Below are 8998 nucleotides of genomic sequence, written 5' to 3'. Positions count from 1 at the left end.
ATTACCAGCCTACTTATTGGACACTTTTTGGACATTTGCAACTAACTATTTTCCAGCCTATTTACTTAAATCCCCTCTGCTAAATCTGGACTCTGGCTCTGCTTTTTTGGACAGATCTTGGACATTTCCCTGAGACTGGCCCAAGGTCTTGAGCTCCTCGATTGTCCATCTTCTGTTCATTGCTTCAATCCATGCTGCCCCGAGCGCTGGGGGTTAACACTTAGCTACTCGGGTACAGTCACAAAGATAGGCAATTACCTAGCGAGACAGCCGCCCTATAGATACCCTCGCGGCGGGGAGGGCTAGGGCGGAGCTCGCTGATGGATAGCAGTCAAGTCGCTGACGGACGTCCCTCAGCGACGGGAGGGATATCAGTCAGCGCCCTGAGGGATATCCCTAAGGAAGGCTAAGGGATAAGGGGCGGGAGGTCTTGGGCGTAAGAGGAGGGAGGGTTTAGATGTAAGGGAGGAGCAGCTGAGCTGGACGGGGAGTCTCTGTGGGTATTAGGGGAGGAGGGCGAAAAGCTTGGGAGGAGCGAGGCAAGGCTTGGAAGGGAAGGAGGCAGGGCTTGGAGCGGAAGGCGGCGGGGGGAGGCCTTCGGAGGGCGGGGAGCTTGGCCCCAGGGAGGCTATAGGCCTCAGGGCAAGCGCGGCACAGCCTTAGCGGAGTCGCTACGCTGCCGACGTTTCCTTATCTTTGTAGCTATGATAGATCAGCCAGATGCACAGATGACAGCACAGCACGACGAAGAGATCGGCGAGGAGCTACAGCCCACAGAGGAGCTCCTTGACCCCGAGACGCCCCAGGGCACCGAGAGCCCCGGCCTACGCCCCGAGCTCAGCAGCCTGACGCGGATGTACCAGACGTGGTTCCTCGACTACGCCTCCTACGTCATCCTCGAGCGTGCCGTACCCCATATAGATGATGGACTGAAGCCCGTACAGCGCCGCCTGCTGCACAGCATGAAGGAGATGGATCGGGGCAAGCTCATCAAGGTCGCCAACATCGTCGGCGAGACGATGAAGTACCATCCGCACGGGGACGCCTCCATCAAGGACGCCCTCGTGCAGCTCGGGCAGAAGGGCTTCCTCATCGACACGCAGGGCAACTGGGGGAACATCCTCACGGGGGACTCCGCCGCCGCTGGCCGATACATCGAGGCCAAGCTCAGCGCCTTCGCCCTCGAGGCCGCCTTTAGCGACCGCGTGACCGAGTGGAAGAAGAGCTACGACGGCACGACGGATGAGCCCGTGGCACTGCCCGTCAAGTTTCCCCTCCTCCTAGCCCAAGGCGCCGAGGGGATCGCCGTCGGACTCTCGTCCAAGATCCTCTCGCACAACTTCACCGAGCTGGCCGAGGCTGCCTGCGCCTACCTGCGCGGCGAGCCCTTCACGCTCTATCCCGACTTCGCCACGGGCGGGCTGATCGACGTCTCGCGCTACAACGACGGCGAGCGCGGCGGCAGTCTGCGCTCCCGGGCCAAGATCGACAAGATCGACGCCAAGACGCTGAGCATCACCGAGCTGCCTGCGGGCAAGACGACCACCTCCCTCATCGAGTCCATCCTCAAGGCCGTAGAGAAGGGCAAGATACGCATCCGTCGCGTCGACGACATGACGGCCGCCGGCACCGACATACGCCTGAGCCTAGCGGCGGGGGTCTCCTCGGACAAGGCCATCGACGCGCTCTACGCCTTCACCGACTGCGAGGTCAGCATCAGCCCCAACTGCTGCGTCATCTCAGACGAGAAGCCGCTCTTCACCAGCGTCAGCCAGCTCCTACGCTACAGCGTGGATAGGACGAAGCAGCTCTTCACCGAGGAGCTGCAGATCCTACTCGGCGAGCGTCAGGAGCAGTACCTGGCCGCTTCGCTGGAGCGGATCTTCATCGAGGAGCGTATCTATAAGGATAGGGAGTTCGAAGACGCGGAGAGCGAGGCACTGGCGCTGGCGCATGTGGCGCGGCGCCTAGAGCCCTTCGCCGAGCAGCTGCTGCGCCCCATCACGGAGGCCGACCTCAAGCGCCTCCTAGAGATCCGCATGGCACGTATCCTGCGCTTCAACCTCCCCCGCCACGAGGCTGTGATGCTGCAGCTCCAGGAGGAGATCGACCGCCTGAAGTACGACCTGGGGCACATGACGGAGTACACCATCCGCTGGTATGAGCACCTCATCGCGCGCTACGGAGCGGCCTACCCCCGTAGGACGCGCATCACGAGCTTCTCTACGATCGAGGCGGCGAAGGTAGCCGAGCTGGACGCCAAGCTGTATATCAACCGCGAGGAGGGCTTCGTCGGGACGGCGCTGAAGGATGGGGAGTTCGTGTGCAACTGCTCTACGATGGATGAGCTGATCATCTTCTTCCGCTCGGGACGCTACAGCGTCTTCAAGGTCGAGGACAAGAAGTTCTACGGGCACGAGGAGGTCATCCACGTGGCGCGCTACCAGCGAGGCGACGAGCGCACCATATATAATGTAGTCTATCGCGACGGCAAGGCGGGGGCGGTGTATGCCAAGCGCTTCAACGTGCTCTCCGTGATCCGTGACCGCAGCTATGACCTTACCCGCGGCAAGGAGGGCTCCCGTATCCTGTACTTCTCAGCCAATGCCAATGGCGAGGCGGAGAAGGTATCCATCAAGCTCAAGATACGCAACGCACGGCAGCGCCTCTTCCAGTTCGAGAAGGACTTCTCCGAGCTGCCGATCAAGAGCCGCAGCTCTGTGGGCTTCCTTGTCACCAAGGCCGAGGTGCACTCGGTGACGCTGCTCAGCAAGGGTTACTCGACGCTCGGGGGGCGCGACGTGTGGTTCGACCGCGACGTCCTGCGCCTCAACTACAATGGTCAGGGCGAGTACCTCGGCTCCTTCCACGCCCACGACCGCATCCTCATCATCCTCGACACAGGGGAGTGCTACACGACGGACTTCAGCGACAGCATCCATATCGAGGAGAACCTACTGCGCATCGAGAAGCACCGTCCGCAGAAGATCTGGACGGCCGTCTACTACGACGCAGAGCAGCGCCTGCAGTACATCAAGCGCTTCAGCATCGAGCCCGAGGCCAAGCGCGAGCAGATCGTCGGCGAGGACACGCGCAATAAGCTGCTGCTCCTCACCGACACCTACTATCCTATCCTCGAGTACGGGCGCAAGGAGAAGGGAGGCGAGCTGAAGCTGACCACCCTCGAGGTCGAGGACTTCGCCCTCGTCAAGAGCATCCGCGCCCGAGGCAAGCGCCTGGCGCCGCAGCTCGTGGAGGAGCTGCGCGAACTGGAGCCCCTCAAGCCCTCTCCCAGCTTCGACGACGAGCCCGAGGAGGGCAGCGCGGACGAAGCGAGCGAGCCAAGCGAAGAAGCCCAGCTCTTCGCCGAGACCGACTTCACCCCTAGCCCTAAGCCCAGCGATGAGGCCTAAGTACCCAGCCCTAGCCCACGGCTCGAGACGTATCCTGAGCCTGCTGCTCGCCCTCCTAGGCGGAGCGCTCACCGCCGCGGGTACTCCGCTCGCCGAGCCTAAGCCTTGCCTCGAGGCCGACAGCCTCCCCAGCACAGACCGTGCCAAGAGCATCCTCCTCGAGCCCCGCGAGGTCACCCACAGCCCCATCAGCCAGGTGCGCTCCTTCAGCCTCGGGGGGATCATCCAGCGCGACAGCTACCTCAGCCCACTGCGCTACGGGGGCACGCAGCTCGGCTTCGTCAGTCAGTCTGCCAGCTACGGCTATAGGCGGCAGCGCCGTGGCGGCCTCAGCGAGCTGCTGGCACGCCCCGAGCGCAGCGTAGACCCACGCTGGACGGACCACAGCCTCCTCAGCCTCGGCCTCAGTCAGAGCACCAATCCCGCTGGCAACGGCCGTATGTGGGGCCTGCAGTTCAGCTACGACCGCAGCTACCTACGCCGCCTCGTGGAGGGACGCTACGGACGCCTCGCCCTCGGCCCTGCTCTCGTCGGGAGAGGAGGCGCACGCTACAGCAGCCGCAATGGCAATAATCCCGTGAGCATCGAGGCCTCCCTCGGGCTTGGCCTCTCGGCCCTGTATAGCTACCGCCTCCCCAGCCTCTCCTTCCCCGCCCGCCTAAGGCTGTACGGTGAGCTGGACCTCCTCAGCCTCTCCTTCAGCCAAGAGTACGGCGAGAGCTACTACGAGCTCTACTACTACAGCTCCTGGCAGCGACGCCTCTACCTCCGAGGCCCTGGGCCAGCCCTACGCAGCCAGCTCGTAGCGGGCATCGACCTGCCGCTGCTGGACTGGATAACCCTCAGCCTTGGCTACCGCCTCGACCTACAGCGCCTCCGGGTCAATGCCCTCGAGCGCTCGAGCCTCACGCAGGGTCTACTCGTCGGGGTCTCCACCCAGCTGCTGCCCCTCTCGGGACGCCGCGCACAGACCGACTACGCCCCACTTAGCCCCTTCTAGCCATGCCGCTACACCACAGACGATCCCGCCTCCTCGGAGTCCTCGTGACGGCCTTCCTCCTCATCTCGGGGCTGGGCTCCTGCTCCACTGAGGAGGACTTCACGAATAATAGCTTCCGCAACTTCGACGTCCTCTGGGAGACGCTCGACCGCAACTACTGCTACTTCGACCTCAAGCTCCCCAAGGACTCCAGCTGGGCCGATATGCGGCTGAAGTGGCGCAGCCAGCTCCGCGCCCAGATGTCGAGCGACTCGCTCTTCCTCGTCCTGACGGGGCTGCTCTCCGAGCTCAAGGACGGGCACGTCAACCTCATCACACCCTTCGACCAAGGTCGCTACTGGCGCTGGAAGAGCGACTACCCCGCTGGGAGCAATAGCAGCCTCATCGAGGACTACCTCGGGCAGGACTACCGCATCGCTGGGGCGCTGAGCTACACCTGGCTCAAGCACCACGACCACGGGCAGGACAGCATAGGCTACATACGCGTCTCGAGCTTCGCCCAGGGCCTCAGTGAGGGCAATATCAACGCCGCCCTGAGCCGCCTCAGCGGCTGCCGTGCGCTCATCATCGACATACGGGATAATGGCGGCGGGCAGGTAACGAACTCTGACCTCCTGGCCAGTCACTTCATCGACGCCGAGCGCGTGGTAGGCTATATGAGCCACAAGCGCGGCCCCGGGCACGATGACTTCGCCCCGCGCGTAGAGCTGCGGCTACGCCCCGTAGATCGAGGGGTGCGCTGGCTGCGCCCCGTCGTCCTGCTCGTCGACCGAGGTGTCTACAGCGCGGCCAATGACTTCACCCTCAGGATGAGCGGGCTGCCGCTGGTGACTATCATGGGGCAGCCTACGGGCGGCGGCGGTGGGCTGCCGATGAGTAGCGAGCTGCCCAACGGCTGGTCGGTACGCTACTCCGCCAGCCGCACTTACGACGCCAAGGGAGGCGACATAGAGCAGGGGATCAAGCCCGACCTCACGCTCAGCTTCGAGCGCGAGGCGGCCATCCGCGGCTACGACACGATGATCGAGGGTGCGGTGAGCTACCTCAAGGAGCGCTTCGAGCACCTACGTCGCACGCGCCGCTGGTCTAAGTTCCCCCGCTAGTCCCTAGCCGCCCCCAAGAGCTCCCCACAGAGCCCGAGCCTCCTCGAAGGCCAGCACAAAGCAAGCGCCCCCACAGATCACACGGATCTGTGGGGGCGCTTTGCTTCGGGCGAGAGCCCTATAGTAAGGACTTAGGAGGGGCAGCCGAGTGAGGGCCGAGGCTAGGCGTAGAGCCTACGGGCAGCGCGCAGCACCCAGCCGCTGCGCAGCGCCAGATAGCTGACGAAGGAGAGCCACAGCGCATCCACACCCAGCCAGCTGGCCGTCGCGGCATAGAGCAGCACGTAGCCCACCAGGCCCACCAGCACGGCGCGGCTCATGTCGATGCTGCGCGTGGCGCCGACCATGATCCCATCGCCGAGGAAGGCGAGGAAGGACGCCAGCGGCACCACGGCGATCCACAGGCGCTCCTCGGCGGCACGCGCCAGCACATCGGCCTTGTCCGTCAGAGCCGCGAGCAGCGGCTCGGGAATGAGGGCATACAGCAGGGCGAAGCAGAGCGCGACCCCAGCGCCGAGGCGCACGACCGCAGGGATGACCTCCCCGAGGCGTCGCCTATCCCGTGCCCCGACGGCCTCACCCACCAGCGCCTCCGCGGCGTAGGCTAGGCCATCCATGAAGTAGGAGAAGAGGCTGAAGAGCTGCATCAAGAGGCCGTTGGCCGCCAGCGTCACGCTCCCCATGCGCCCCCCGATATAGACGAAGCTCAGCATCACCGACTGTAGGAGCAGCGTGCGCAGCATCAGGTGCTTGCCTACGTGGAAGTAGCGCAGGATGGTCTCGGGGTGCCAGGCATCGCTGAGGCGTAGCCTACTGAGCACCTCCCGCTCGCGGCGCCAGCCTCCGAGGGCCAGCAGCACGAGGGCGCTGTACTGCGCCAGCACCGTCCCGAGAGCCAGTCCCCCGACGCCGAGGCCGAGGGGGAAGGCTAGGAGGTAGCTGTAGGTGATGTTGAGCACATTGCTGGCGATGCTGACGCTCATGACGAGCTTCATCTGCTGCATGCCCACCAGCCAGCCGTTGAAGACATAGAGGAGCAGCGCCGCAGGTAGTCCGAGGAAGGCATAGCCGAGGTAGTCCTGGGCCGCAAGGCTCAGCGCCCCACCCTCCCGCTCAAAGAGCGAGGCGACGGGAGCTACATAGAGCGGGCTCGCCAGCGCCAGCACGAGCCCTACCACCAGGGCGATGAGGCTCCCCGAGGCCAGCCCCCGACCGAGGGCCGCCACGTCGCCTGCGCCACGCGCCTGCGCTGTGAAGCCCGTCGTACCCATACGCAGCAGGCTCCACTGCCCGACGACGAAGGAGGTGACCGCCGCCCCTACCGTGACGGCAGCGATGCTCTCCCCGCCAGCCATACGGCCAGCCATAGCGATGTCGCTGATCATGAGCAGCGGCACCGTGATGTTGGAGAGGATATTGGGATAGGTGAGCCTGAGGATCTGTCGGTAGAGGCTCTCGGGTGCGGTCTGCTTCATCGGGAGAGGTGGTGCTCGGAGACGATGAGGAGGATGTCACCTACGGCGAGCTCCAGCTTGCCCTTAGGCACCATATAGCGGTCGCCACGGCGCACGAGGATGACGAGCTCCTCCTCCCTCAGGTCGAGCTCCATCAGCAGGCTGCCACCCGCCAGCATGGGCGCATCGACATGACGCTCCTCCATGCGGGCCCCCGTATGCTTGGGGATCTTGACACCGAAGAGGCTCACCTCCTCCTTGATCTCCTCATCGAGCTTGAGCCAGCGCGCCACCAGCGGCAGCGTCGTACCCTGGATCAGCAGCGAGAGCAGGGTGATGAAGAAGACGATATTGAAGAGCGTCTCCGCCCCCTCGACCTGGCTCATCAGTGGATAGGTGGCGAAGATGATGGGCACGGCGCCGCGCAGGCCTACCCAGGCCAGGAAGTGGCGCCCGTTCATCGAGATGCGGGGGAAGAAGAGCAGGCAGAGGTGCACGGCCAGCGGACGCGCGAAGAGGATCATGAAGACGCCCGAGAGGAGCGCGAAGCCCGTGATGGGCAGCAGTTCGCTGGCGTTGACGAAGAGCCCCAGGGTGATGAAGAGCGTGATCTGCAGCAGCCAGGTGATGCCGTCGAAGAAGGTGGAGATACTCTTGCGGTGCACGATCTTCCTATTCCCCACCAGTACGCCCATGATGTAGACGGCTAGGTAGCCATTGCCCTGCAGCAGGCTCGTGACCGAGAAGGTGAGGAAGACCAGACAGAGCAGCAGAATGGGATAGAGCGACTCGTTGCCGATGTTCACCTTATTGAGGAACCAGCCCGTCAGCTTCCCCAGCACGTAGCCCAGCAGGCTCCCCACGCCGAACTGTAGGAGGAAGGTCTTCAGGATGTCCGTCCACGCCCCTTCGCCTCCGCCCGTGATGTACTGGATCAGCGCGATGGTGAGCATGTAGGCCATGGGGTCATTACTCCCACTCTCGAGCTCGAGGATGGGGCGTAGGTTCTCCTTGAGGTGCATCCTGCGTGAGCGCAGCAGCGCAAAGACCGAGGCCGAGTCCGTGCTGGACATCGTCGCCGCCAGCAGCAGGGCGATGGGGAAGGAGAGGTGCACGGGCGCCCAGCCTAGCTGGTCCATGCCGTAGAAGAAGCCCCCAAGGCAGAAGGTCGTCAGCAGCACCCCCAGCGTCGAGAGCATGATCCCCGGGCCGAGGACAGGGCGTATGTCGGAGAGCTTCGTCTCCAGCCCCCCCGTGAAGAGGATGACCGTCAGAGCGAGGATCCCGAGGTCCTGCATACGCCCTGCATCATTATACTCAATACCCAGCCCCGAGCTGCCGAAGGCCATACCCGTCAGGAGGAAGAGCAAGAGGGCAGGCACGCCGAAGCGCGTCCCCACCTTGCCCGCGAGGATCCCGGCGAGGATGAGCAGCGAGCCCATGAGGAGGAAAAACTCAAAGGAGAAGAGGTCCAATGTCATCTAGTGCTATTCTATTCGCTTTATCTGCATGAGCGCCCGAGGACGTTTAACAAATATAAGCATTTTGGCAGGGAAAAGCAAGACTTCGAGCACACTATGCCCCCGAGGCAGGCCGTACAGCAGCCCAGTGCCCCTCCCCCTCCGCTCCGAGCTGCGGATGCAGCCTCCCCACAGCACCTCCCCGCTCTCTGGGGGACAGCAGGCCCGAAGCTGCCCTAGCGCAACGCGAGCCCAACCTCCCGCTGCTGAGGGATATCAGTCAAGCGTCTGAGGGACATCCATCAGCACGCTAAGGGGTATCAGTCAGCACGCCGAGGGATATCCCTCAGAGCGACGCGACAAAGCGACGCGTGTGGCGGGGCTTAGCCGAGCCTACCGCAGGACTAAGTGCGAGGTGCTTCGAGGGGCTGCTGAGCTCCTTCAGACAAATAGGCTTAGCCCGCCCAAGGCCACAAGGGGCGCCGTGCTAGTAAAAAGCGAGGAGCGCTGCAGGCCTTGCCCCGAGGGACAGTGACCTGCAGCGCTCCTCGAGCGTGCGTAAGGGGGG

The 8998-nt window shown here is 63.8% G+C and carries 5 protein-coding genes; 3 read left to right on the top strand and 2 right to left on the bottom strand.

Annotation, left to right across the window (positions count from 1 at the left end; translation table 11 throughout):
* Positions 1–704: 704 nt before the first annotated feature.
* From Q0248_RS00505 to Q0248_RS00495, 3 genes are read left to right on the top strand one after another with little or no spacing between them, the layout of a single operon-like run.
* Positions 705–3413: a DNA gyrase/topoisomerase IV subunit A gene (locus tag Q0248_RS00505; RefSeq protein WP_299318499.1), complete on the top strand. Its 2709-nt coding sequence runs from the start codon at positions 705–707 to the stop codon at positions 3411–3413.
* Positions 3403–4413, top strand: a complete 1011-nt coding sequence (locus Q0248_RS00500; protein ID WP_299318497.1) for a hypothetical protein — start codon at positions 3403–3405, stop codon at positions 4411–4413. Before Q0248_RS00505 ends, Q0248_RS00500 begins: the two co-directional genes overlap by 11 nt.
* 2 nt (positions 4414–4415) lie before the next feature.
* Complete coding sequence (locus tag Q0248_RS00495) at positions 4416–5516, top strand: S41 family peptidase (RefSeq protein ID WP_299318494.1); 1101 nt, start codon at positions 4416–4418, stop codon at positions 5514–5516.
* 161 nt (positions 5517–5677) lie between these two features.
* On the opposite strand, the gene Q0248_RS00490 is transcribed toward Q0248_RS00495, so the two are convergent.
* Both Q0248_RS00490 and Q0248_RS00485 read right to left on the bottom strand, forming a co-directional pair.
* Positions 5678–6991, bottom strand: coding sequence for an MATE family efflux transporter (locus tag Q0248_RS00490; protein WP_299318491.1), 1314 nt, complete (start codon positions 6989–6991; stop codon positions 5678–5680).
* Positions 6988–8451 (bottom strand): potassium/proton antiporter, encoded by a 1464-nt coding sequence (locus Q0248_RS00485; protein ID WP_299318488.1) that lies wholly within the window; start codon positions 8449–8451, stop codon positions 6988–6990. Before Q0248_RS00485 ends, Q0248_RS00490 begins: the two co-directional genes overlap by 4 nt.
* Positions 8452–8998: the final 547 nt, after the last annotated feature.

The organism is uncultured Porphyromonas sp., assembly GCF_938046015.1.
Lineage (GTDB): Bacteria > Bacteroidota > Bacteroidia > Bacteroidales > Porphyromonadaceae > Porphyromonas.
This window is presented reverse-complemented; position numbering and strand designations above follow the sequence as displayed.

Bases quoted from the DNA above. Each gene is read 5' to 3' on its own strand.
- Q0248_RS00500 (WP_299318497.1), top strand. From the start codon at position 3,403: ATGAGGCCTAAGTACCCAGCCCTAGCCCACGGCTCGAGACGTATCCTG.
- Q0248_RS00505 (WP_299318499.1), top strand. From the start codon at position 705: ATGATAGATCAGCCAGATGCACAGATGACAGCACAGCACGACGAAGAG.
- Q0248_RS00495 (WP_299318494.1), top strand. From the start codon at position 4,416: ATGCCGCTACACCACAGACGATCCCGCCTCCTCGGAGTCCTCGTGACG.
- Q0248_RS00490 (WP_299318491.1), bottom strand. From the start codon at position 6,991: ATGAAGCAGACCGCACCCGAGAGCCTCTACCGACAGATCCTCAGGCTC.
- Q0248_RS00485 (WP_299318488.1), bottom strand. From the start codon at position 8,451: ATGACATTGGACCTCTTCTCCTTTGAGTTTTTCCTCCTCATGGGCTCG.